Consider the following 24,365-nt stretch of genomic DNA (forward strand, 5'->3'; position numbering starts at 1 on the left):
CAGAGAACACAGAGAAAAATATGTCATAAAAACTCTGTGTTCTCTGTGCCTCTGTGGTTAATCTAATTTTGTCTAGTAGAGATCGTGTACACCGGCGTTTCCTGAAAGCGGGAGGCTACAATCAGTTCCGTACTTCCCAAATGCGGCTTAAATAAATCGCTGGCTACCTGCGGGCAATTGTTGTCTTTAGATAAGTGCGACAACAACACATGGCTCATAAAATCAGGCTTGTGCGTTCTGAAAATTTCCAACGCCTGTTGGTTAGATAAGTGTCCCTTACCACCCCGGATTCGCTGTTTAAGAAAATAGGGGTAGCGGCCATTGGCCAGCAGGTCATCATCGTAATTGGCTTCCAGAAAAGCCGCATGGCATTGGCTAAAGTGATGGATGAGGTGTTCGCAGGGAGCGCCAATATCAGTAAAGACGCCCACTCGCGTGTTCTGATACGAAATCAGGAAACTATGCGGATCGCTGGCATCATGATGTTTCGGAAAAGCGGTAACACAGAGTTCGCCAATCCAGACGGGTTCATACCCACGCAACGCCCGGAGTGGAAACGTCTTTACAGGAAAGCCACAGTGTTGAAGCGTACCGGGCGTAATGAACACCGGTAATTGATATTTTTTGGCAAGTTGAGGAACACCCCGGATATGGTCTGAATGTTCGTGGGAAATAAAAATAGCCCGTACTTTATCCAGCGATAACCCGAGCCGCTCCATACGCCGTTCCGTTTCCCGGCAGGAGATGCCAGCATCGACTAATACCGCATCCTGATCGTTCCCAACGTAATAACAATTCCCGTTACTGCCCGAATTTAACGAGGTAATAAATAAGTTCATGATGATCTGACAAGCTACGCAATCGCCATACGAAGGTACGGCTTTGTCAGAGATTGACAGGTAGGGTTATTTTTTTTCTTTGACAGGATTAAAATGTAGTGCCGACCGTCCCGGTCGGGCGGGGAACACTTAGCTACACACCCGACCGGGACGGTCGGCACTACAACTATACCGCTTAGGCCTCTTTGGGTTCATCCTTCTTGGCGTTCTCTTTCAACGCTGCCAGACCTTTCTTTCCGTAAGCGAGTCGGGTAATACCGACATATAAAACAGGGACGACGAAAATGGCCAGCGAGGTAGCCGCTATCATTCCACCCAACACCGTACGACCAATTGTAGCGCGGGCAACCCCGCCTGCCCCACTCGCCAGCGCCAGGGGAAATACCCCCAGAATGAAGGCTAGGGAAGTCATCAGAATCGGGCGTAGTCGCAGCCGAACCGCTTCAATGGTCGACTCCAGCAAATCCTCGCCTTTATCGACGCGCTCTTTCGCAAACTCCACAATCAGAATAGCGTTTTTGGCCGCCAACCCAATCAGGGTGATCAACCCGATCTGAGCGTACACGTTATTCGTAAGATACGGAAACAGGATAAGCGCAACGATAGCACCCAGCGCACCGATGGGCACCGACAGCAGTACGGAAAATGGTACGGACCAGCTTTCGTATAAAGCAGCCAGGAACAAAAACACGAACCCAACCGACAGCATGAAAATGTAAATTGAGCTATTACCGGCGTTGATTTCTTCGCGGCTCAGTCCACCGAAATCGTAGGCGTAACCGGCAGGGAGTACCTTGGCGGCTACCTCTCGTAGCGCGTCATTGGCCTGACTACTACTATAACCCGGCTTGGCTCCACCATTCAATTCGACGGAACGGAACAGGTTGAAGTGCGAAATCAGCGGAGCGTTTTCAATGACCGTAGTTTTAATAACCGCACTAATCGGCACCAACTGGCCACCCTGGTTACGAACGTAATACTGACCCAGATTTGTTACATCCGTTCGGTACATCGTATCTGCCTGCGCTACCACCCGAAACTTACGCCCGTAAATAATGAAGTCGTTGACGTACTGGCTACCGAGGTACGTTTGCATCGTCCGGTACACATTGCTCACCGAAATACCCAGTTTCTTGCATTTGTCGCGATCCACATCGACCCGGTACGCGGGGGCTTTGGCGGTGAAGTACGAAAACGCCCGACCAATTTCAGGCCGTTTGTTCGCTTCGGCCAGGAAGTTCTGTACCACACCGTCAAAGGCCTTCACGTCATCGTTGGTTTCACGCTGCTGAATCTCAAACGTAAATCCTGAACTCTGTCCTAAACCCGGGATAGCCGGTGGCTGAATAACCTGAGGCCGAGCGTCGTTCAGTGTTGACAGAGCCCGTTGTAGTTTAACCACGAGCGAGTCGGCCTGCATACCCCGCTCGGTGCGTTCCTCCCAGGGTTTTAGCTGAATAAAGACCGTACCGCTGTTCGATTTTGAGGCAAAGGTGATGGCATTCAAACCGCCAAGGGCTGAAAAGTGCGCTACGTAAGGCTGCTTTTTCAGAATATCCATCACCTTGTTGAGCACAACCAAACTCCTTGATGTCGAAGCCGCTTCCGGGATTTCATAGGTCACTATCAGACGTCCTTCGTCTTCCGTCGGGATAAAGCCGGTAGGTTTGGCGCGGAACAGCAGCGCCGTTCCAATATACACCACCACCAGCCCGACAATCACCAAAGGGGTCAGCTTAATCAGCCGCTTCACACCGTTGGAGTAGACATTCGTAACCCGCTCGAACCATTGATTGAACTTGTAGAAGAACTTATTCAGTCCGGTCGCTTTTTCGTCGATGTGCATTGGCTGCAACAGCAATGTACAAAGCGCAGGTGTAAGCGACAGCGCAACAAAGGCCGAAATCAACACCGAAACGGCAATCGTAATGGCAAACTGCTGGTAGAGTCGCCCGACAATGCCCGGAATAAAGCCTACGGGTACAAACACAGCCGCCAGAATCAGGGCAATGGCAATTACCGGAGCGGATATCTCCCGCATGGCTTCCCGAGTCGCGTCTTTGGGCGTCATACCCTTATCGAGGTTCACCTGCACGGCTTCGACCACCACAATCGCATCATCCACCACAATCCCGATGGCTAGTACAAAGGCAAAGAGTGTCAGCGTGTTAATGGTAAACCCAAGCGGTACGAACAGGGCAAATGTACCCACAATCGAAACCGGGATGGCCAGCAAGGTAATGAGCGTTGCCCGCCAGCTTTGCAGGAACAAAAACACGACCAGTACCACCAGCACGAGGGCTTCGCCTAAGGTTTTCACCACCTCGCCAATCGATACCTGAATTACCGACACTGATTCGAAAGGCACCACATAATTGATATCTTTCGGGAACGTCTTTTTCAGGTTGTCCATGGCCTCATACACACCCTTGGCCGTTGCCAGCGCATTACTGCCCGGCAACTGATACACCAGCAAATAAGCCGCCCGATTGCCATCAACGAAGGAGTTACTGGCATAGGAGAACTTACCCAATTGCACCCGCGCTACATCTTTCAAATAGACCAATGAACCCTTAGCCGGATCGCTCCGTACAATGATATTCCGGAAGTCCTCTTCCTTACTGAGTCGGCTGTTGGTAAATACGCTATACTCAAATGCCTGAGTAGAAGGTTGTGGGGACGCTCCTACCGAGCCACCCGCCACCTGTAGGTTTTGCTCCTGTAAGGCTGCCACTACATCGTCGGAGGTTAGGCCGAGTTGCGCAAGGCGGTCGGGTTTGAGCCAGATCCGCATACTAAAATCATCCGCCCGGCTGAAAATATCCCCTACGCCCGGCACCCGTAACAGGGCATCCCTAATATAAATATTGGCGTAGTTATCCAGGAATGAGACATTATGGGTCTTGTTGGGCGAGTAAATCGCAACCAGCATAAACAGGGATGGGTTTCGTTTCCGAACCACAACACCCAGGCGGGTAACCTCTTCCGGCAGCTGCGGCTGGGCAATACCCACCCGGTTCTGTACATCCAGAGCGGCAATATTCACATCGGTACCTACCTTGAACGTCACGTTCATGGTCATCCGACCATCGTTGGTGGCGTTGGTTTGCACGTAGTCCATGCCCGGCGTACCGTTCACCTGCGTTTCAATGGGCGTGGCTACTGTCTGCTCAACCGTCTGTGCATCGGCACCGGTGTAGGTGCCTGTCACCTGCACAACGGGCGGGGTGATATCAGGATACTGACTGACAGGGAGACTTAACAAAGCCAGTACCCCGAGTGCCACAATCACAACCGAGGCAACAATGGCAGTAACCGGCCGATTAATGAATATTTCTGCGAACATATTTTTTTAGGAGAAAGGAGGAGAGGGAGAAGAGGGAGGAAAGGAAAGTACCGTTTTTTCGTTGTCCCTTTCCTCCCTCTCCTCCTTTCTCCCCTACTTTTACTTGGTTACCTGCACTTTTGCCCCTTCCCGGATTTTCTGCGTGCCTTCGGTTACGATGGTTTCTCCTTCTTTGAGACCATCTTTCACGATTACTTTATCATTAATACGGGCACCGAGCGTTACTTTCTTCTGGCTGACCTTGCTACTATCGCCCACTACAAACACAAAGTATTCACTCATTTGCTCCGTTACAGCCTGATAGGGAATTAATAGTTGTGGCTCACCCGTATTGTTTTTCACCCGGATGTTGGCATTCAAGCCAACTTTGAGTTGTTTGTTGGGATTTGGAAAGGCAACCCGAACCCGAAGGGTACCCGTTTGCGGATCAACGGCCCGGTCAACGATGCGTACCGAGCCAGGGTATTTGTATGTACTCCCATCTGGCAGTAACAGGATCAGTGTTGAATCACGGACTACATTCGGCTGGCCCTGTAATTTTAAAAATCGGGGAATCTGTGATTCATCGATCTGTACATCAGCGGCAATCGGGTTATCCGATGAAATCGTGTTGAGTGGTGTTGAACCCGGAGCTACAGCCGCGCCAAGTCGTACCTGCGAAATGCCGATTGTACCATCGAGCGGGGCGTAAATGGTTGTGTATTTCAAATTCGTAGCCACCTGCCGAATCGTTGCTTCGGAGGCCTCTACCTGCATTTTAGCCGCTTCCAGCGAAGCATTGGCGTTATCGACCAATTGCTTGGCAACGGCATCCTGTTCGGCCAGGGTATTGTACCGGTTAGCGTCCTTTTGAGCCCGGTTCAGGTTGGCTTTCTGAACGTTCAGATTGGCAACTGCCTGATCGTAACTCGCCCGATACTGCTGGGGATCAATCGTATAGAGTTTTTGTCCTTTACTGACATGCTGACCATCCTGAAAAAAGATACCCGTAATATTGCCGGCCACCTGCGGTTGAATCTCCACCTCCAAAAGGGCAGTTACCGTTGCCGGAAACTGATCGTAATAGGTAGCACTTCCTTTGGTAACTTTCACCGCACTAACAGCCGTGGGCGGTGGAGGAGCCTGTTGTTGCTGGGCATCTTTTTTACCGCCACAAGCGGCAAGTAACAGGGTCAGGATCAATCCCGATATAGCCAGATTTATAGGCTGCTTCATAATTCTAATAGACACGTTTGTCATGCTGACAACACTTAAAACTGAATAACACCCAATGCCCGCTGAACATCTAACTTACTGATCAACACCTGATAAAGTGCATTGAATACATTAAGTCGTGCGGTTCGGAGATCGGCTTCGGCGATGGTTACGTCTAGATAGGTTTTGATGCCGGAGCGATACTGTAGGTTGATAATCCGGTACACATCTTCGGCCAGTTGCTGATTCTCGACCAGCGCCAGATAGTTCGCCAGATTCCCCTTGTAGTTTGCTAAGGCCGTGGCATACTCGGCATCGACCGCACTGGTCAGCGCAGCCAGATCCCAGTTCAGCCGCTGAACCTGCAACTCGGCAATTTTTGTCTGATGAATACGTCGCCCTCCCTGAAAAATAGGTAGCGCAAGCGTTAAGCCAATTACCGAGTTGGGAAATGACGCGCTATAGAGTTGCCCGAAGGCATTGTTCTGATACAATAAATTGTAGTTACCAAAGGCCGATACCGATGGCAGATATGCCCAGCGATTGTAGCGAACATTGGCATCCAGTAAACGCCCCTGTGTTTGCAAAAGCTGATATTCAATCCGATTTTGCGGATTTACTAACGAGAGTGTGTCCAGGGTAACTTCCCTGGCCAATTGTAAGGTATCATAGGTTACCGCCAGTTGACTTGTTGGCGGGTACCCCATAACCTGTTTTAGCACCTGGTATTTTGACCCAACCAGATCCCTATATTGTTTCTGCTGAGCGCGGGAATTATTAAGCGCAATCTTCGCACGCTGCGGATCGGTTTTATCAACAATTCCGCTCTGATACTGATTGGTAGCGTCCTGTAAACTACGTGTCAGGCGAGCGATATCCTGGGTCAGAATATCGACCTGACGTTGCGTCAGGATTAGATCATAGAACGCTTTGCTGACATTTACGACAACATCGATTTTATTTCGGACCGTGTTCTGAGTAGCCTGTTCCCGGTAGGCGTCGGCAGTTCGGCTGGCCAGTAACACATCCCGGTTAAAAATACTTTGCGTTACCGAAAGTGAGGCCGTCGATGTGTTTTGGGCACCGAGCGAAACGGGACGTTTCTCACCCGTGGTCGCATCAGGAATGAGGGTAACGGGCAGTTTGAGGTAATGGAGCAGGTTATAGGAGGCACTTAGTTGGGGGTACCAGGCGGCCAGTGCGCTTTGCACAGTACGTTCGGCAATATCCTGGTCAATAATCGACTGACGGACTACAGGCTGATGACCCAACGCATACTGAATGCAATCGGAAAGATAAGCTTGTTTCGATAGCGAATCTGTTGTTTTCTGACTTACTGCATCAATCGACAAAAACCACCCAAGCGCGAAAAGAAAGCCAATAAACGTTCTATTCATAAACAGTTAAACCTTGAAAACCGTAGTTGGGAGATTGGCAACGGTCTGTATCTATAACAACTCGCCAGAGTGTCCATTTTGTTCGTTCGTTCCAAAGAAATTAGTGACTGCGCTACCGCTACTTAAGTAATTTCTCGAAACCATGCCCCGTAAAACAACCTGACTTACCTACCTGATAATGAGTCCTTTTCACCACTAGCTAATTACTTTTTACTACTAATGCCACCTGTGTATTAAATTAATCTTAACGCCCCCAGCAGGCAAATTTGACAGGATCACCAATTGGTAAACCGGGCATGGATTGGTGCAGTTTTTAAAAAACCTGCAGGCCACTTAGAACGCCCAGACACCCTACTTTAAATTCCTCGTTTTTGCTTTACCCCTGTTTTGGTTTGTCAAAGCGGGGCAAAGGCCGTAATTTTCGGACTATTTATCAGTACGCAACCACATGACTGAAGCAACCAAAGACTCCGACGAAGGCGTTACCAACGAAAATAGCACCGCTGGTGGCAGCAGTGCTGGTAGCTCCCTCAACTTCATTGAACAAATTGTAGAAGAAGACCTGGCCGTTGGTAAGAACGGTGGACGTATTCACACGCGTTTTCCACCCGAACCTAATGGCTACCTGCATATTGGCCACGCTAAATCCATTTGCCTGAACTTCGGACTGGCCGATAAGTACGGCGGGCAGACAAACCTTCGGTTTGACGATACAAATCCCGTAACGGAAGATACCGAATACGTTGATTCGATCAAGAACGATGTCCGTTGGCTGGGTTTCGACTGGGAAAACGAGTTTTATGCATCTGACTACTTCGACCAGATTTACCTCTTTGCTGAGAAACTGATTCAGAAGGGGTTAGCCTATGTAGACGATTCAACTTCGGAGGAAATTGCCGCTCAGAAAGGTACGCCGACTGAACCGGGACGCATGAGTCAGTACCGCGATCGGAGTGTGGATGAAAACCTCGATCTGTTCCGTCGTATGAAAGCTGGCGACTACCCCGACGGTGCCAAAGTGCTACGCGCAAAAGTCGATATGGCCTCGCCGAACATGCAGTTGCGTGACCCAATCATTTACCGGATCAAACACGCGCATCACCACCGTACGGGCGATACCTGGTGTATTTATCCGATGTATGATTTCGCACATGGTCAGTCCGATGCGATTGAACACATTACCCACTCGCTCTGTACGCTGGAGTTTGAGGTACACCGGCCCTTATACGAGTGGTTTATTGATAAGCTTGATATTTTCCCCTCCCGCCAGATCGAGTTCGCGCGGCTCAACCTGACGTATACGGTCATGAGCAAACGTAAGCTCAAACAACTGGTGGAAGAAGGCCACGTGAGCGGCTGGGATGATCCCCGGATGCCAACCATCGCGGGTATTCGTCGGCGTGGTTATACCCCCGCCAGCATCCGTGAGTTTGCCGACCGTATCGGAATTGCCAAACGCGATAACCTTATCGACGTGGGCTTGCTGGAATTCTGTCTGCGCGAAGAGTTGAATAAGACTACACACCGGGTCATGGCCGTTCTCGATGAAAAGCCCCTGAAACTCGTTTTAACGAATTACGAGGTTGGCCGTGAGGAGATCATGCCTATCGAAAACAACCCCGAAGACGCTACCGCGGGCGAACGCGATGTGCCCTTCAGCCGGGAAGTGTACATCGAGCGGGATGACTTCATGGAAGTTCCGCCGAAGAAATTCTTCCGCCTATTTCCGGGCGGTATGGTACGGCTGAAAGGTGCGTATATCATCAAGTGCGATGAGGTTGTAAAAGACAATGCAGGGGAAATTATCGAACTGCGCTGCTCCTACATTCCCGAAAGTCGGAGCGGTTCTGATACATCGGGCATCAATGTGAAAGGCACGATTCACTGGGTATCGGTTCCACACGCCGTGGAAGCCGATGTTCGTCTGTACGACCGCCTGTTTTCCGTGGAGAACCCAGCGGCCGACGAACGGGATTTTAAAGAGTTACTGAATCCAAACTCGCTGGCAACCGTCCATGCGTTTGTTGAACCTGCCCTGGTAGAAGCTGCCCGATCGGGAGCCCAATCCAACTTCCAGTTCATGCGCAAAGGCTACTTCATCCTCGACCAGGACTCCACCGCCGACCGTCCCGTATTCAACCGGACCGTTACACTGAAAGACGGCTGGGCGAAGGAGATGAAGAAGGGGTGACACTCGGAAGGGATAATGCTCGGAAGGGTTGATTGGGGTAATATATGAGTAAACGAAATAACTATGTTACCCTTTGCCGAACGTGCTCAAGCAGATGACTCAAAATTTTTGGGTTACTGATTGAATACGGAACATCCGTATGGGAAGCATAAAGCTCGCGTATTCCGTTCGGCATTAGGGATAACCAGTATTGAATGGGAAATTCTGCGCGATGCTGTTTTGTCGGCGGTACTGTTAAATTCAGCGACTCATGAGGGTAGAAATAGCTATGGTGAAATTTACGTAGTTGACTTTGAGATGACTCATCAAGCCAAGACCGCCACTGTGCGAACCAGTTGGATTATTGATGACGGTAAAAACTTTCCACGACTAACGAGTTGTTACGTATTAAAAATATAATATCATGGATGAGCTTCATTTGCATGATTTGGTGGCACTGACGACACCTTTGCCACAGTATAATTTGCGCCGGGGCGAAATAGGTGTAATCGTCGACATTGGCCCAGACATGAATTATTTGCTCGAATTTGTTGGCAAAAATGGAATACCCTACGCCATGCCAACTGTTTCGGCAGCCCAACTGATGAAAGTCTATTTGCAGGCTGATATGGTTGAGTAAGTTTACTTTATTTTAACCGGACGGTGAAGCTGAAAGACGGCGGGGCTAAGGAGATGAAGAAGGGTTGATCTATTTGCTGAGTACAGAATACAATAAATGGTCTTTGTTTAGCAACTAATGGCTTAAGGCATAGGTTGCCAAACGAAGACCATTTATTTATCCATACTATAAACAACTTAAAAATATCTCAATGGCCAGAACTAGAAAACATCAAAGGTTACCCAAATTCACTGATTTGTTTGTACCTGTTGTTCAAGCCCTTATTGACCTTGGCGGCTCTGGAAATATTGAAGAAATAAATGAACGTGTCTATGAAATAACCAACTTATCTGAAGATGTATTAAACATTCCTCATGGAAAAGATGGTAGAACTGAGATAGAATATCAGTTGGCGTGGACAAGAACTTATTTAAAAAAGTATGGGCTATTAGAGAACTCAGCTAGAGAACTCAGCTAGAGAACTCAGCAAGAAGTGTCTGGACACTCACGAATCAAAATATAAATCCAAATGAGATTAATCCAGATGAGATTGAAAGAAAGGTCAGAGACTCTTCAAAGAAAGCCTCTCAATCACAAACTGAAGAGCCTGATAATATAGAACAAGAAATTGAAGTAGCTGATTGGAAGGAGCAACTGCTGGAAAAGTTGTATATTATTTCACCTAGCAGTTTTGAACGCTTAACACAACGCTTATTGCGTGAAAGCGGATTTGTTCAAGTAGAGGTTACGGGAAAAACGGGCGATGGCGGTATTGATGGAAAAGGTATTGTTAGGATAAGTGGATTTTTAAGCTTCCATGTAATTTTTCAATGCAAACGATATAAAGGCACTATTACCCCTAGTCAAATCAGAGATTTTAGAGGAGCAATGCAAGGAAGAGCAGATAAGGGTCTATTCGTCACTACGGGCACTTTTACTAGAGAAGCGGTAAAAGAAGCAACTAGAGATGGCGCTCCTCCAATTGATTTGATTGATGGCGAACTTCTATGCGATAAACTTAAAGAGTTAAAACTAGGTGTTGAAACCGAGTTTATTGAAGTTGTTAAAGTTAAACAAGCTTGGTTTGATCAATTTTGATTAGCAAGTACTTTTGGATCTAAATCTTCACCCCATGTCTATCATCCGCAAATCAAGCAATATCAACGATATTCCGGCTTACGATAAAGAATACTGGTGGGCTAAAACGCCACAGGAACGCCTGGCGGCTGCGCTAAAACTGATTCGGCGGGCAAAAGCCATCTATTACGCAAACCCCAAAAACCCACCCCTAGGCAATGGAGGACAAGTATTTAAATCTGATAAGCCTATTGACCACCGAAAATTGCCGATTATTCAACCGCACGACTTAGGCGATTTAGAAGTTTCGCTGTAAACCCTGGTTTACTTCCTCTTGCATATAATCCGTGTTGTTTGGTAATGTCTTTAGAAAGGACTTCATATTGCCAACTGCTTCCTTTCTTGCATGAGCAGACTCCTGGCCAGGACTACTAGGCGATAGCTTAACTACCTTGAGAACTATCCGTCGGGTGGCCATTTACATCGCTTTCCGATAGCCAAGCTAAACGCAAAAAGTATCTTTCTACCGACGCAATGGCTTCATTGGTCTAATTTCAGTAACACTTCTCATTCACCGGCACATTCGCAGTTTACGTCGGCACATTATGTTAAAATAGCTTAAACACGGCAAAAAGGCCTTTTAGCCTGCAACACCTCGAAAAAAAAACTCGTATCCGGAAGTAGACGATCCACTCAACACGTCAACTTAACCAGATCCGGATGAGAAATCGCGTTTCAACGTTCGACCGACTACTGGGTAGTCAACCAAAGTTCACCAGATGGCTAATGCTTATTGGCCTACTCGTGTCTTTGTCGGCCTGCACGACTGATGCAGACGAGGATATACCCCAACAGCTTGGTTCAACTACCGAGAAACAGGCGCTTACCCGATGGATTTCGAATTACTTACAGGAGGCCTCCACCGAAAACAGTACTAATCTGCCCATTCCCGACAGACGCCCAGATTCACAGGCCGCGCTCAAGCAAACTACGTATGACCCCGCCAGTACAGATAGCCTGGCTCTGGGTTACGTTTCCTGGATTGGGGAACGTGAGGATTCCATCAAGGTCGTTACCCAACTAATCTACGCGCTGCCGGATTCAATGGTGCAACAGCTTGACAGCACACAGATTATCGCCGAGATACTCATTGATTTAAGCGTCACCAGCGCTAGTGATACAACTACCATGTCGTTAGGCGATTCCACCCATGTGCCGCGAAAGGCAGCTCTCGGTCCAGTTCCACCTAGTTTATCAATCGCTCCGTTTGCCAGTAAGCCCAAAAAGACTCGCCCAATTTTTCATCACTAGCATTCTGACTTTCCCTATCACTCTTTTTTACACCTAATCAAGCTACTCAACCTCTTTAGTCCTATGAATTTTCGTATAGCTTACCTCCGCCAGCCATCAACAGTTTTACCAACTCAGAAGGCAATTAACACGGTTCTATTCCTTATCTGCCTCAGCTGGACAGCCTTATTGGTGGGATGCTCGACTTCGGACGTTACCACACTAGGCGACTGGCGAACCCGCTCTGACCTTGATGGGGTAAGTCGTAGTGCATCCGTTGGTTTTGTCATTGGAAACGTAGCCTACATTGGCACGGGCACCACTTCTTCGAACGATCTCTTGAAAGACTTCTGGGCGTATGATCAATCCACTAATGCCTGGAGCCAGGTGTCCAATTTCGGGGGGGCTGCCCGTATTTCGGCTGTTGGGTTCGCTCTGGGCAACAAGGGGTACGTTGGCACCGGCGTAGACGCCAACAACAATCGGTTAAAGGACTTTTGGGAATTTGATCAGGCCGCTAATACATGGAATCAAATTGCCGATTTTGGCGGAACAGCCCGACGAAACGCGGTGGCCTTCGCGGTTAACAATAAAGGGTATGTCGGCACTGGCTACGATGGAAATTACTTAAAAGATTTCTGGACGTACGACCCCGAAAGTGGTAGCTGGGAGAAGACTACCAGCTTTGGCGGAGGAAAGCGATTAGGAGCCATTAGCTTCATTATCAACAACATTGCCTATGTTGGCACCGGTACAAATGGCGCGGCTCTCACCGACTGGTGGGCCTACGACCCGGCGCAGGACCTATGGATCGAAAAGGGTGATTTCGAGGATGAAGAAACCGTAGCTCGTAGTTACGGAGTTGGTTTTGCAATCGGCTCACGGGGTTATGTGACGGCTGGAGACGGCAGCGCTACGGTTTGGCAATACAATCCTGATGATGATAGCTGGGCTGAATTTGGCGTCTTTGAAGGTGGTACCCGATTGTACGCACTGGGGTTCGCTATGAATGGGAAAGGGTACATCACAACGGGGCTTAGCGGAACGACTACCTTTGATGACCTATGGGAATTTGACCCCACCATCGCACAGGATACAGACACATACTAACGCTTGACCAAATTTGACGCTCAAGGCCCATTGAATCACTTTTCGTTGATTTTCAATAAAATACAACTAACAGAATCTAGTAGTGTCTAGTTGGATTAAGTACTACAATCAACAAAAGCGTTCTTACTTATCAGTATAACTATCTACACAAGTAAAGTTATGGTCGTCAGTCGAGAGGTGAATTTTACGGGGACATGCCCATCCATTACCGAAATAGTCTATCATGTACGTCAGCGAACAGGTGTTCCGGTTACGTATGTAGCTGATAAGTGGCTATTGGCAAACCCGCTCAATAAAGTTGACATTTTTAGTCTTTATCAGGATGGAGACCACACTATTGTCCTGACCAATGACGAACCCACAACTGATTTAGTAGGAGCCACACTCTATGCCTTATTGGAAATGGGCGGTTCGTATAGTGATCAAGGCTATGCCCTATAGCAACCGGCATACATACTATGAATTCGAGCGTAGAAATGGCAAGTTAGGATCATGTCTACGCTCGAATTCATAGTATATTTACTGGAAAACGAATCCGGACGAACATGAACCGAATCAATAAAGAAGACATCAAACAAGAGGTATTTGACCTGTATGATGATTATGCGCATAACCGGCTCGATCGGCGCGACTTTGTGCAAAAATTATCGACCTATGCCGTTGGCGGCCTTACCGTAGCCTCTTTGATGAGCTTTCTCATGCCTGATTACCAGGGCGCTATCCAGATCAAAGCCGACGATCCACGGTTAAAATCAGACTACGTCAATTATCCTTCTCCAAAAGGGGGCGGCACCATCAAAGCCCTGGTGTCGATGCCAGTGGATGCGAAAAAGAAACTTGGCGGTATTGTTGTGGTTCATGAAAATCGTGGATTGAATCCGCACATCGCAGATGTGGCCCGGCGAGCAGCTCTGGCCGGATTTATTACGATTGCGCCGGATGCGTTGACCCCATTGGGTGGCTATCCGGGCAATGACGATGAAGGTCGTGCGCTCCAAAGTAAGCGAGACCGAAATGAAATGTTAGAAGATTTTATTGCGGGCTATGAGTATCTAAAAGGCAACAAAGACTGCAACGGCAAAGTTGGTGTTGTTGGTTTTTGCTTTGGTGGGTGGATTGCCAATATGATGGCTGTGCGGTTACCCGATTTATCGGCAGCCGTTCCGTTCTATGGCGGGCAGCCAGCCGCTGAAGATGTTCCAAAAATAAAGGCTCCGCTCCTCTTGCAGTATGGCGAACTGGACAAAGGAGTTAATGCAGGTTGGCCAGCTTATGAAGCCGCGTTAAAGCAGAACAATAAAGAATACACCGCTTATGTGTATCCCAATGCAAACCACGGCTTTCATAATGATACGACCCCTCGTTATGACAAAGCAGCCGCCGAATTAGCCTGGAAACGTACTATTGACTTTTTCACTGCAAAATTGACCTAGTTTAATCTGGCTCACTTTCCACAAGCGGCACTTCCCGTGCAGGTTAAACTCACAAACAGTTCGGAGCGGATTTTCCAGCCCGCGCCTGTTTTACGCCACATGGCCAGGTAAACACCCGTGATTGTTTGAACGCCATCCGGGCGCTGGAAACGACCAGTCCAATGCCCTTGCTCGGCTGCTAATGGAGCAGTCGAGCTTATTTTTATGCTCTCAGTATCACGAACATACCCCCTAAAATTTGGGTCATTGAACTGAACCGCTACCGAAGCCAGCACCGAATCCCGGCTTGTTACGTGGGAGCCGCTTCCCCGGGTCACCTCAATATCTGGCAGCATCGTTTGCCCAAAGCCCGTCAGATCACGGGCCTGAATTGCCTGGTTCGATTGTGCCCGGAGCGAACGTATAGCGGCTACGTCGGGCGATTCGGTAGTCTTCGTCTGAGCCAATAAGTGAAGCGAAAACAACAGGAACCCGATTGGCAATAGCAAAAAACGGTTTCGAAAAGGATTCATAGAAATAAGTGAAAATTTTCTAACAGGGAAGCTGTTCAAACTTTTATTGTTTCCATGAAACAAGTGCGATTTGGCGTGTAATGCCGACCGTCCCGGTCGGGAGAGAAACAAGTTAATCCACACCCGACCGGGACGGTCGGCACTACACGCGTCTTTCCTTACCATTTTGGAAAGTTTAAACAGCTTTAGGATTGACAAATCCGTTTGCTTACTGCAACCGGTAAACTGGATACCGGTTGTGCGTTTTTTCGTAATAGGGTGTCTGTCGATAGATGAAGTCTAACTGAGCGTCGGCGTTTTCGGCGAAAGCTTTATCAGATGCTCGTTTATCGTCCAGTTTTTTGCGGAGTGCGGGGTCTTTTTTCAGAAGTTCAGCGGCTGTATCTTCGAAAATATAATCGGAAAAATATTCTTTCTGGTCAAGTGAACTATCGAAGAAGTTCCAGGCGAAAAACGAATCGACACCCTGTGGTTCAAGCGTTTCAACGATATATCGATTGGTGGGTTGATTGGTCAGAACCAGGTAGTCGCCTTTGTAAAACTGAATTGTTTGTGACTCCGACCGCAGCTTAATACCCGAGTGAATATAATGGCCCTCATAAGGTCGTTGCGGGCTTTTGTAATCAGTGACGTAGTAGGCCGATACGGCCATTGAGGTATCTTTAGGCAGTATCTGTAGTATCACTCCATTGCGTTTGAGCAGACCAATCACCTCAAACCAGGCCTGAGGAATAACGTATGTTCGTGGCTTATCGACCTGTACATCAACGACAAAGTTATTCCAGTAGGGAATTCGCTTCGTGAACGGTTTCGAGCGATCGTAATACAGTCGTTTCAGGCCCGACACCTCACTAGGTTTGTAGGCCGCTTCGTATCCCAGAAAGGTGATCGAATCGGTTTTACTACGATCCAACTTATAGCTTAACGGGAAGTTCGTCTGTTTACGAACTTCCTCATTGGCTTTCCGGTAATTCGCCAGAATCGTTTGGGCATCCCGTTCACATAATCGCAGAACCGATTCGTCGAAGGCGTAGGAGGCTTTTACCCGAGCCGGGTAGTCTTTCCACATATGCGTCTCCAGGGTGAATCCGAAACAGTTGAATAAGGCGGCATAGCCGGTTGAGTAACGGGGCGAATCGTTATAACCCAGTAAACCACTCTCGGGGGTTTCCGAAAAACTGTTTATATACGGAGCCGGTGGAAAGCCCTGCCCGGTCAGCCGTTTATCGAGTTCAGGCTGGAAGGTTTGCGTCATGTAGCCAGACACGGTTGGGTGGAGTTTGTCTTTCTGCGTGGCGAAATAGGTCAATACATGCTGGTAGTCAGCGCCATCACTGGTGTGATTGTCAATAAACACCTGTGGCTTCAACGATTGATACATCGTCTGAAACGCCTTCGTGTTTTCGGCTTCTGCCTTTATAAAATCGCGGTTCAGATTCAGGTTTCGGGCGTTTCCCCGAAAGCCATAGGATTCGGGTCCATTCTGGTTCACCCGCGATACTCCTCGATTCAAGGCGCCATCGATATTATAGACAGGCACGATGGCCAGTAGCACATTTTTGGGCAATTTATTCGCTTTTAATAAATCCCGCACCATCATCATACAGGCATCAATCCCTTCGGGTTCGCCGGGGTGAATACCGTTGTTAATCAGCAGGGTTACGCGATCAGGCCGAGCCGTGAATTGTTTATCAGCCGCTAACAAAAACACATGAAGTGGTTTTCCGATATCCGTTTTTCCCACCTCAATGAGCTTGGCCTGATCATATTGCCGGTCTACTTGCTGATACCAGCTTATAATCTGGGCGTAGGTAGCCGTCTGATTCGTGTTGCGCTCGTAAGGGGTGAGATCTCCAACTTTAGCCTGGGCATACATAGCTGTTGGTAAGGCAATTAGAAAAAACAAAGCGTATATTTTGATCATAAATAGTTCGATTTTTATTTTTAACCGCAAAGGACGCAAAGCTCGCGAAGAATACACTTTGCGCTCTTTGCGATTCATCTTTGCGTCCTTTGCGGTTAAAAATAAAACAATTAGACATTACTCTTTTTTTTCTTCCTGGGTAAAACGGGTGTACTTGCTGGCGGTATTCGGTGAAGGGTTGCCTGTTCGTAGGCATAGCATAACTTCACCAGTGTTGGCTCACTAAACGGTCGGCCAAAGAATTGTAAACCAGCCGGTAAGTCAGTATATGTAAAACCCATTGGTACGGTAAAGGCCGGGAAGCCCGTTGGGGGTGAGAGTGCGTTGTTGTTCGTTCCCGACGGCGTGTTCAGATCGCCAATGAGCCGGGGTGGGTAACTAAACGTTGGATACACCAGTACATCGACCCCCGTTGAATCCATCGCCCGAAGTAATAGCTGACGAAGCCGGGCACGCAATCCCAGATTTTTGGCCCAGCCTTTATGCGCTTCGGGTGCCAACGTATCAGCATCCGAGTCGAGTAACGTCTTTTCGATACTGGGGTGAAACTGCTTCGATTTGATAATGGACTTCAGGCTTTTATGGGGCGCATTGGGGCCTAAGTTGGCCAGGTATATATTGAAATCCCGCCGTAGTTGTGGAATCGTATCGAATGATTTATTGATGGTATCCAACTCAGGCACCCGAACTGAATCGACAACAATGGCTCCGGCCGCCCGGAGTTCATCCAGCGCCTTGTTGAACAGGGCATACACTTGTGGATCAGCATTCTTTGTCGTGCATAATTGCCGAAATACACCAATCCGGGCTCCTTTCAATCCGTTTTTATCCAGAAACTGCCGGTAAGTCTGCGGGATTTTCCCTTCACTGCGTCGGGTCACCGAATCAGCTTTATCATAGCCCACAATCACATCGAGCACCCGTACAGCGTCTTCCACCGTCCGACAAATTGGCCCACCTGTATCATTTGTCATAGCTAGTGGGGCAATTCCATCGCGACTAACGAGCCCCAACGTTGGCCGAAAACCAACCAGACTTTGATGCGCAGAAGGCCCGCGAATAGAGCTGCCCGTATCGGTCCCCAGGCCAATGGTTCCAAAGTCAGCAGCTACAGCAGCAGCCGTTCCCCCACTCGAACCAGCCGTTGTTCGTTTCGTATCGTAGGGATTACGCGAATAGCCTGGCAAAATAGAACTCACCGAAAAGTTGCCCGACGTAGCAAACTCCGCCAGATTCGATTTGACAATAATGATTGCACCAGCCTCCCGAATTCGCTGTATAACAAAGGCATCTTTGGGCGGGATTGACTTTTTCATGGCCAGGGTTCCATTCGTGGTGGGCATGTCGAAGGTGTTGTAGTTATCTTTTACAATCACTGGAATACCATGCAGTGGGCCCACAAATTTTCCCGTTGCCTTATACAGGGAATCCAACCGATGAGCTTCGGTCAGTGCTTTGGGATTCACCATGATAATGGCATTCAGGAAAGGCCCCTGTTTGTCATACGCTTCGATCCGGTCGAGGTAAAGCTGTACGAGTTGCGCCGAGGTCAGTTTACCGGCTTGCATGGCCGTGTGCAGTTGATCGATGGTGGCTTCACGCAGTTGTTTCGGCTTGAACGACTGTCCCTTGACAGATACAATCAGGCACAGAAAATTGAGTAAAAGAGGAAGTACAAGTTTCTTCATTGTATACGGTCCGTAAACTATATCAATTACGTATTGAGTAGAAATGGCAGAATAAAGTATTGATTAGAAAGAAGCTTGCCAATTTTTGAGATAAAAATAAGCTTACAAACAGAACAATCGCTATAGACCCAAAAAAGTCCAACTTTTCATCCGTTCCGTTTAAGGAAGTCAAAGTAAGCCTGCTGTTTGACCTTACCCAAACAAATCCCGTACTTGCATAGACTATTTTCTCCTACAAACTCTTACCAACAACAATGAACCTCAATCGCAGAGATTTCCTCCGGCAGCTCGGCTTCGGAGCCGCTGGCCTGGCCATTGCCTCTACCCTGCCCGACACGAGTTGGGCTTTACCAGCCAAAACGGGAAAATTACCCCGTAGTTTACCTGAGGCACAAGGTGTTGCACCGGGCGGCCTACTTGATTTCGTGAATACGGTGGAGGCTAAAAAGCTTAATATTCACAGCATGATGGTGCTTCGTCATGGCCAGGTCGTGGCGGAGGGCTGGTGGGCACCCTACGAACCCCAATACATTCACACGCTCTATTCGCTAAGCAAAAGTTTTACGTCATCGGCAGTTGGGATGGCTGTTGCCGAGAAGCGATTAACGGTTGAGGATAAAGTTGTTTCGTTCTTCCCGAAAGAAGTGCCTGCCAACGTTAGTACGAATCTGGCAGCCATGCGGGTGAAAGATTTATTGACTATGTCGACGGGCCATGATAAGGATACGACCCCTGCCTTGCGGGGAGGTACAGACAACAACTGGATTAAATCATTCCTGGCACAACCTGTCGATCATGAGCCGGGAACATTTTATATGTACAACAGCGGTGCCACCTATATGCTGTCGGCCATTGTGCAGAAGCTAACGGGTCAAACCTTGCTTGAGTATTTAAAACCGCGTTTATTCGGGCCACTGGGTATTGAGGGTATGGATTGGGAAGTTGACCCAAATGGCATCAATACCGGTGGCTGGGGCTTACGGATTCGCACGGAAGATATTGCCAAATTCGGCCAGCTTTACTTACAGAAGGGTATGTGGAACGGGAAACGCCTACTGTCAGAAGCGTGGATTCATGACGCGACCATCAAGGAAGTTGAGTCGAAGGGCGGCAAAGGTGATGCCAGCGTCAACGACTGGATTCAGGGATATGGGTACCAGTTCTGGCGATGCCGTAACGACGCTTATCGGGCCGATGGTGCGTTCGGACAGTTTTGCGTTGTGCTACCCAAAGAAGATGCCCTGATTGCCATCACTGCCGAATCAGCGAATACACAGGGAATTCTTGATGCTATATGGGATCATATTCTGCCAGCTCTTCGGGGAACGGGCCTACCCGCCGATAAAATAAAACAGGCTGCCTTAACGCAAAAACTGGCAACGCTCACGCTACCACCCAGTGTTTCGCAATTGGCCTCCTCTATACAACCTAAAATAAGCGGGAAGACATATGCCGTTGCGGATAATTCATTGCATGTAAAAGATGTAACTCTGACATTCGGAAAGGATGGCTGCATCTTTAAGCTTCAGGACGACCAGGGCGATCATCAGGTATTGTGCGGCATTGGTCGCTGGCGGGATAGTACAACCACCTTATCCGTAGCCCCACTGTCGCTGACACCCACACCTGTACCCAATGGCCCTAACCGAAAAGTGGCAGGCAGTGGTGGCTGGCAGGACGACACTACCTTTGTCATGACCTGGCGCTTTATCGAAACTGCCCACTACGAAACCGTAACCTGTCGATTTGGTGCCGACGGTGTTCAGGTGGAATTTCAAAATAGCATAAGCATTATTACGAAAGGGAAAGACAAACGCCCTGTACTGGAAGGGAAGGCGGTAGCGTAGTTTATTGTCATGGATAATCAGGAATGGTCATTTAGTTGCCGTTTGTTAGCAATAAATGACCATTCCTGACTATCCATGACAATAAATTACAATAATTTATCCAGTGTAATTGGCAAATCCCGGACACGCTTACCGGTTGCATGGAAAACGGCGTTGGCAATAGCTGCGGGGACGCCCACCAGGCCAATTTCCCCCAAGCCTTTCACACCCAATGGATTCACAATGTCATCATGTTCTTCTACAAAAATGACATCGAGTTCGTGAATATCGGCGTTAACGGCCACGTGGTATTCAGCCAGCGAGTGGTTCATTATTCGACCCAGGTGGTGGTCCATAATGGTTTCTTCTTCCAGCGCTTTACTGATTCCCCAAACCATGCCGCCCAGAATCTGACTTCGGGCGGTTTTAGGGTTGAGAATACGCCCCCCGGCAATGGCACTCACCAGCCTCGTAACCCGAACTACGCCTAAGTCCTCATCAACTTCCACTTCTGCAAACACCGCCGAATGCGCACTGCGGGCATATTTTCGCTGTTGTAGCATTTTGGGTAACCCCGCCGATGTTTCCCGAACAGCCGCTCCTCCGTTGGAATCAACTACAGCCTGTAGGGGAACCGCTACCGATGGATCATTTTTTAGTTGAATCGAGTTGTCGGCAAACACAACATCCTTACCATCAACTTTAGCAAAGGGCGAACCGGGCATCTTTTTGGCCAGTTTGAACAGCTTTTTCGCTAACTCTTCGCAAACCGTTTTCACGGCTGTTCCAACGGTTGCGGCTGTCCAGGAACCACCCTCAATTGGGGCAGCAGGCATATCACTATCCCCTAACTTAAACAGTACGTCTTCAATTGGTATTCCAAGCGTATCCGCGGCAATTTGCGTCATGATGGTGTAGGTACCTGTACCAATATCAGCCGTGGCGCTACTAACCCGAAGCTTACCATTAACCATCAAAACCGCTTCGGCACGGGCAGGCATCTGATTAGCCTCCCAGATACCAGTCGCCATACCCCATCCTACCAGGTTGTGGCCATTGCGCATCGACCGGGGTTCAGGCTTTCGTTTCATCCAGCCAAACCGTTCTGCCCCCTGCCGAAAACACTCCCGAAGCTCTTTACTCGAATACGGTAAATCAGCGTTCATGTCGCGTTCCGTATAGTTTCTCAGGCGAAACTCAACGGGGTCCATTCCCAGTTTATAGGCCAGTTCATCTACAGCACATTCGAGCGCCGACATACCGGTTACGCCACCCGGCGCCCGCATATCGAGAGGTGTGGCCACATCCAGAGGTACCAGTTTGTACTTAAATGTAACATTCTCCGGTGGATACAGCAGTCCCCCCCAACTGGATACAATCTCGGTGTAATCTTCAAACTGCGAGGTTTCCCCAACGGTATCATGATAAAGGGCCGTCATGGTTCCATCGGCCGATGCGCCTAAGGCAACCGTCTGCACCGTGGCTGGTCGATACCCAAACGTAAACATCTGCTGTCGGGTGAGAGTAACCCGCACAGAGCGCTTTAATTCACGAGCAGCCATTACAGCCAGAAATAGCTGGTATTGGGGCCGAAGACCTGAGCCAAAGCCCCCCCCTACATAGGGAGAAAGTACGCGTAGGTTCTTAAATGGGATATCGAACACCTGCGATACATATAAAACACTGTTCGTTACCCCCTGGGTTTTGTCATAAATAGTATACCGCGCCCCCGCCTTATTTCGGCCTTTTTCATACACGACCGTACTGGCAAACATCTCCATCGGGTTATGGTGCTCCATACTATGAACATATTCACCCATCATTTGCACGGGTGCGGCACTAAAGGCTTCCTCAAAATTACCCCGAGGTTTTGGTGGGGGTGGTTTTAGCAGTGAAGCCATACCCAGCGATGGTTTACGTGCCTTATGCCGATTGGCCTGCAAATCAGTTTCGTGTGTGTCTTCCTGATAGTCAACCTCAACCAGCGAGGCCGCATAGCGAGCGAGCTCGAAGGTTTCGGCTACGACTAACGCAATCGGTTGCGCATTATAGCTGATTTTAGCATCTCGTAAGGGTCGAAAGGGAGAGCCGGGTGGGGCATCCTGGTCTTTGTAGTTCATATCGAACCAGGCTAGCTTGGGTCGGTTCTCGTGCGTAAAGACCTGTAGAACGCCATCCAGACTCAGGGCCTTGGTGGCATCAATTCGCTTTATTTTCCCCTTCGCAATGGCGCTGTTCACCACATAGCCGTAGAGTAGATCCGAAGTCTCAAACTCGGCGGCATACTTAGCCTTACCTGTCACCTTATCCAGCCCGTCAACGCGGCTCAGAGGCTTTCCTATGTATTGAGTCATGATGCTGGTTTCAGTTTAGCTGCCTGTGATAAGGCCCGTACAATGGCCCGTTTTGCCAGTTCGATTTTGAATGTATTGTGACCAAATCCCTGAGCGCCTTCCAGTAGTGCATCCGCAACCGACTGAAATTCAGCCTTCGATGGTATTTTTCCGGCCAGGGTAGCTTCAACTTCGGGTCGTCGCCACGGTTTATGCGATACGCCACCGAGTGCAATTCGGGCGTCCTTGATACGACCGTCTTCCAGTTCCAAAGCCGCAGCTACCGATACCAGGGCAAACGCATAAGAGGTTCGATCACGAAGTTTCAGGTAGCTATAATTTTTCGAAAATCCGTTGGCAGGCAAGTCGATAGCGGTAATGAGTTCATCGTCCTGAAGCGTATTGTCGATATGGGGCGTATTACCGGGTAGGCGGTGAAATTCGGCAAAGGGAATTGTTCGTTCCCCATACGATCCTGTTACGCGCACCACCGCTTCCAGGGCTGCCAGCGCTACGCACATATCCGATGGATGTGTAGCTATGCAGTGTATCGACCGGTCCGGCGCTTCGGTACCCAGAATCGCGTGAATTCGGTTAAATCCAACGAGTGCCGAACAGCCCGAACCAGGTTCACGCTTATTACAGGGTGTAGCCACATCGTAGAAGTAATAGCAGCGGGTACGTTGCATCAGATTGCCGCCATCGGTTGCCATATTACGCAACTGCGCCGATGCGCCCGCCAGAATGGCCTGCGATAGTAATGGGTATCGCTTAGAGACCTGTTTGTCATATGCCGTATCGGCATTGGTCATCAACGCGCCCAATCGTAATCCACCTCCTTCGGTTTCGGCAATGGTAGCTAAGGGTAATCGGTTAATGTCGATTAGGCGGGTGGGGCGCTCCACATTCTCCTTCATCAGGTCAATCAGGTTGGTACCACCCGCAATGAATTTGGCGGTATGCTCTGATGCCCGCTCGCTCACCGCGTTGGTCACGCCATCGGCCCGGGTATAGTCAAAATTGGTCATAGTGAATCGGGTTGAGGGTGCATAACCGACTGAATCGCATCAACAATATTGGTATAGGCACCACATCGGCAGATGTTGCCACTCATTAACTCCCGAATATCGTCGGTCGTTTTTGCATGCCCTTCGTTCATGAGTCCAACTGCTGAACAGATCTGCCCTGGGGTACAATAGCCGCATTGAAAAGCATCATGATCAATAAACGCTTTCTGAAGAGGATGAAGCCCCTCCGGTCCAGCCTGTTGAGCTAATCCTTCTATCGTTGTGATCTGATTACCCTCTTGCAAGACCGCCAGGGTTAGGCAGGAGTTGATACGTTTGCCATTTACCAGCACCGTACAAGCCCCGCATTGGCCATGATCACAGCCTTTTTTGGTTCCTGTCAAATGCATGTATTCGCGCAACGCATCCAGTAAGCTCGTCCAGGGTGCTAACTGTGCGGAAATGTCGGAACCATTGACGGTAAGCGTAACGGTCCGGGTAGCTGGCAGCGATGGCGTCTGTTTAGCCATCGGGGGTGATTCAGCAGTAAGCGTCATATCGTTTTCGGTTGAGTCTCTTGAATCTCTATAGTCTCCGAAC

General features: G+C 48.9%; 21 protein-coding genes. 11 read left to right on the plus strand and 10 right to left on the minus strand.

Annotation, left to right across the window (positions count from 1 at the left end; translation table 11 throughout):
- Nucleotides 1–62: 62 nt before the first annotated feature.
- The 4 genes from EXU85_RS17480 to EXU85_RS17495 all read right to left on the minus strand — a co-directional run bounded on the left by EXU85_RS17480 (nucleotide 63) and on the right by EXU85_RS17495 (nucleotide 6,776).
- Nucleotides 63–839, minus strand: a complete 777-nt coding sequence (locus EXU85_RS17480; RefSeq protein WP_142773318.1) for an MBL fold metallo-hydrolase — start codon at nucleotides 837–839, stop codon at nucleotides 63–65.
- Between the two features lie 175 nt (nucleotides 840–1,014).
- Nucleotides 1,015–4,185 (minus strand): efflux RND transporter permease subunit, encoded by a 3,171-nt coding sequence (locus EXU85_RS17485; protein WP_142773319.1) that lies wholly within the window; start codon nucleotides 4,183–4,185, stop codon nucleotides 1,015–1,017.
- A gap of 99 nt (nucleotides 4,186–4,284) precedes the next feature.
- Nucleotides 4,285–5,400, minus strand: a complete 1,116-nt coding sequence (locus EXU85_RS17490) for an efflux RND transporter periplasmic adaptor subunit (RefSeq protein WP_142773320.1) — start codon at nucleotides 5,398–5,400, stop codon at nucleotides 4,285–4,287.
- A 35-nt stretch (nucleotides 5,401–5,435) separates the two neighbouring features.
- A complete protein-coding gene (locus EXU85_RS17495; protein ID WP_142773321.1) occupies nucleotides 5,436–6,776 on the minus strand; it encodes a TolC family protein in 1,341 nt (446 codons plus the stop codon).
- A 448-nt stretch (nucleotides 6,777–7,224) separates the two neighbouring features.
- Here EXU85_RS17495 and EXU85_RS17500 point away from each other — a divergent pair, with 448 nt between their 5' ends.
- From EXU85_RS17500 to EXU85_RS17540, 10 genes are all read left to right on the plus strand, one after another.
- Nucleotides 7,225–8,967, plus strand: a complete 1,743-nt coding sequence (locus tag EXU85_RS17500) for a glutamine--tRNA ligase/YqeY domain fusion protein (protein ID WP_142773322.1) — start codon at nucleotides 7,225–7,227, stop codon at nucleotides 8,965–8,967.
- Between the two features lie 120 nt (nucleotides 8,968–9,087).
- Entirely contained in the window at nucleotides 9,088–9,366 is a 279-nt protein-coding gene (locus EXU85_RS36190; protein ID WP_371732031.1) for a DUF6883 domain-containing protein, read from the plus strand.
- Between the two features lie 4 nt (nucleotides 9,367–9,370).
- Nucleotides 9,371–9,586 carry a DUF4926 domain-containing protein gene (locus tag EXU85_RS17510; protein ID WP_142773323.1) on the plus strand — a complete coding sequence of 72 codons (216 nt, stop codon included), beginning with the start codon at nucleotides 9,371–9,373 and terminating at the stop codon, nucleotides 9,584–9,586.
- A 190-nt stretch (nucleotides 9,587–9,776) separates the two neighbouring features.
- A complete protein-coding gene (locus EXU85_RS35795; RefSeq protein WP_246859596.1) occupies nucleotides 9,777–10,043 on the plus strand; it encodes a winged helix-turn-helix domain-containing protein in 267 nt (88 codons plus the stop codon).
- Between the two features lie 188 nt (nucleotides 10,044–10,231).
- The gene (locus EXU85_RS35800; RefSeq protein ID WP_246859598.1) at nucleotides 10,232–10,663 is read left to right on the plus strand and encodes a restriction endonuclease; all 432 of its coding nucleotides are present in this window, start codon (nucleotides 10,232–10,234) and stop codon (nucleotides 10,661–10,663) included.
- Between the two features lie 34 nt (nucleotides 10,664–10,697).
- Nucleotides 10,698–10,958 carry a hypothetical protein gene (locus tag EXU85_RS17520; RefSeq protein WP_142773324.1) on the plus strand — a complete coding sequence of 87 codons (261 nt, stop codon included), beginning with the start codon at nucleotides 10,698–10,700 and terminating at the stop codon, nucleotides 10,956–10,958.
- 404 nt (nucleotides 10,959–11,362) lie between these two features.
- Nucleotides 11,363–11,953, plus strand: a complete 591-nt coding sequence (locus EXU85_RS17525; protein WP_142773325.1) for a hypothetical protein — start codon at nucleotides 11,363–11,365, stop codon at nucleotides 11,951–11,953.
- Nucleotides 11,954–12,016: 63 nt separating this feature from the next.
- Nucleotides 12,017–13,042, plus strand: a complete 1,026-nt coding sequence (locus EXU85_RS17530; protein WP_246859599.1) for a galactose oxidase — start codon at nucleotides 12,017–12,019, stop codon at nucleotides 13,040–13,042.
- Between the two features lie 159 nt (nucleotides 13,043–13,201).
- A complete protein-coding gene (locus tag EXU85_RS17535) occupies nucleotides 13,202–13,483 on the plus strand; it encodes a hypothetical protein (RefSeq protein WP_142773326.1) in 282 nt (93 codons plus the stop codon).
- A 104-nt stretch (nucleotides 13,484–13,587) separates the two neighbouring features.
- Complete coding sequence (locus EXU85_RS17540) at nucleotides 13,588–14,475, plus strand: dienelactone hydrolase family protein (protein ID WP_142773327.1); 888 nt, start codon at nucleotides 13,588–13,590, stop codon at nucleotides 14,473–14,475.
- 11 nt (nucleotides 14,476–14,486) lie between these two features.
- On the opposite strand, the gene EXU85_RS17545 is transcribed toward EXU85_RS17540, so the two are convergent.
- The 3 genes from EXU85_RS17545 to EXU85_RS17555 form a co-directional block, all read right to left on the minus strand.
- Entirely contained in the window at nucleotides 14,487–14,987 is a 501-nt protein-coding gene (locus EXU85_RS17545; protein WP_142773328.1) for a DUF4440 domain-containing protein, read from the minus strand.
- Between the two features lie 208 nt (nucleotides 14,988–15,195).
- Nucleotides 15,196–16,911, minus strand: coding sequence for a M14 family metallopeptidase (locus EXU85_RS17550; RefSeq protein WP_142773329.1), 1,716 nt, complete (start codon nucleotides 16,909–16,911; stop codon nucleotides 15,196–15,198).
- Between the two features lie 110 nt (nucleotides 16,912–17,021).
- Nucleotides 17,022–18,599 carry an amidase family protein gene (locus EXU85_RS17555; RefSeq protein ID WP_142773330.1) on the minus strand — a complete coding sequence of 526 codons (1,578 nt, stop codon included), beginning with the start codon at nucleotides 18,597–18,599 and terminating at the stop codon, nucleotides 17,022–17,024.
- 254 nt (nucleotides 18,600–18,853) lie between these two features.
- Here EXU85_RS17555 and EXU85_RS17560 point away from each other — a divergent pair, with 254 nt between their 5' ends.
- On the plus strand, nucleotides 18,854–20,446 hold the full coding sequence (locus tag EXU85_RS17560) for a serine hydrolase (protein WP_142773331.1): 1,593 nt from the start codon (nucleotides 18,854–18,856) through the stop codon (nucleotides 20,444–20,446).
- A gap of 86 nt (nucleotides 20,447–20,532) precedes the next feature.
- On the opposite strand, the gene EXU85_RS17565 is transcribed toward EXU85_RS17560, so the two are convergent.
- Genes EXU85_RS17565 through EXU85_RS17575 form a run of 3 tightly spaced genes read right to left on the minus strand, consistent with a single transcriptional unit; the run spans nucleotide 20,533 to nucleotide 24,322 of the window.
- Nucleotides 20,533–22,779, minus strand: a complete 2,247-nt coding sequence (locus tag EXU85_RS17565) for a xanthine dehydrogenase family protein molybdopterin-binding subunit (RefSeq protein ID WP_142773332.1) — start codon at nucleotides 22,777–22,779, stop codon at nucleotides 20,533–20,535.
- On the minus strand, nucleotides 22,776–23,786 hold the full coding sequence (locus EXU85_RS17570) for a xanthine dehydrogenase family protein subunit M (protein WP_142773333.1): 1,011 nt from the start codon (nucleotides 23,784–23,786) through the stop codon (nucleotides 22,776–22,778). The genes EXU85_RS17565 and EXU85_RS17570 overlap by 4 nt, the downstream gene beginning before the upstream one ends.
- Entirely contained in the window at nucleotides 23,783–24,322 is a 540-nt protein-coding gene (locus tag EXU85_RS17575; RefSeq protein ID WP_142773334.1) for a (2Fe-2S)-binding protein, read from the minus strand. The genes EXU85_RS17570 and EXU85_RS17575 overlap by 4 nt, the downstream gene beginning before the upstream one ends.
- Nucleotides 24,323–24,365: the final 43 nt, after the last annotated feature.

It is taken from the genome of Spirosoma sp. KCTC 42546 (genome assembly GCF_006965485.1).
GTDB lineage: Bacteria > Bacteroidota > Bacteroidia > Cytophagales > Spirosomataceae > Spirosoma.